This window comes from Neptunitalea chrysea (assembly GCF_027924145.1).
Classification (GTDB): Bacteria; Bacteroidota; Bacteroidia; order Flavobacteriales; family Flavobacteriaceae; genus Neptunitalea; species Neptunitalea chrysea.
The window spans coordinates 1-1,341 of the sequence record NZ_BRVP01000060.1; the positions used below are offsets into that span (position 1 = coordinate 1).

The 1,341-nt window shown below is 35.4% G+C and carries 1 pseudogene; it reads left to right on the plus strand.

Annotation, left to right across the window (positions count from 1 at the left end):
* Positions 1–1,341: pseudogene (locus NBRC110019_RS16670) on the plus strand (hypothetical protein); the annotation flags it as partial.

Here is a 1,341-nt window from a genome sequence, read left to right on the forward strand (position 1 = left end):
ACACAATTAGCAGAAATTGCTGTAGCCAAAGCAGATATTAAAAATCTTGAGAAAAAATACAGAATTGCTAATCAAGCTAATTATGCTGCAAAAAAAGCAGATTATCAAGAGATAATTGACCCTTTGATTGCCGAATTTAAAAGCGAGCTAAATAAAGAAGAAAAAGCTTGGTTTGAAGCCAGAACGAGCATTGATGATATTAGTAAGGAAGCGTTTCTTTTCAATAAAGTTTCAAGCAATAAGTTGCCCGATTTACCAAAGTTTAGCTATACACCATTAACTGAAATAACAGAGGATAGTGCAAAAGCAGAAATGCGTAGTGAAACATACCAACTATTGTCTAAGCTAACATCATTCTCTGATATTAGCACTTATGAGGAAGCAACAGAGCTCCTAGATGCTGAAGAAATGCGTGTCAACGATACCTTATTTAATAATAAACAGCTACTCAAAAAAAATACCAGTGTTGGAGGTGTCATAGTTCCAGAAAACTCAATAGATTTTGATGATAGCTATAATGATTTACCCTGTTATGTGCTAAAATTTAAAGGTGAAATAACTACATCTAATAAATCGGTTAATTATTGGAATTATTATTTTACGTTAATCAGCCCTATGAATTCGGATGTAACCATAAGTAGCATTAGTGCCACTTTAAAGTCAATCACCTCAGGAAGTATAATTGATTCATCTACAACTTTCATAGAAGATTCTATCAATAACAGGTATGAAATACAACAATTGGTTACAGGTGGTATTTCTAAAGCTATTACCAATATATCTGTAAGCCTAACCATAAACCTTGCTAATGGCGACCAAATCACACAAGAATTTACACTTGACGGTCAATCTTGGTATCAGGCTATAATAGCCTGTGATTCAGATACTGATAGTACTGATAGTACTGATAGTACTGATGAATCCACAACGGTAGATGATATATTTATACCATCGGGGTATGGAATGCGTAAATTAGGTATTGCCGACTACCGAAAAGTAGAGCAAAGTGTACATTGCTATATAGAGGGAGAAGTATCACACATAGAAAATGTAATGGCAAGGGAGTATAAAGAAAAGGAAACCCGCAGGTTAAGAGCCTCGGAGAATACTACCTCTACCTCATCTGAAGCCGAAACGGAAAAATTGACCGATGCGACTAGCACTAACCGGTATGAAACGCAAACAGAAATAGCCAAAATAATTTCTGAATCTAAAGATACCAGTGCATATGTCAAATCAAATTGGGGAATGGGCAATTTTAATCTTAGTACCGGAGCAAATTTCGCATACAATACCTCTAAAGAGGATAGTATCCATCAAGCAGTAACCGAAGCGCAAGAA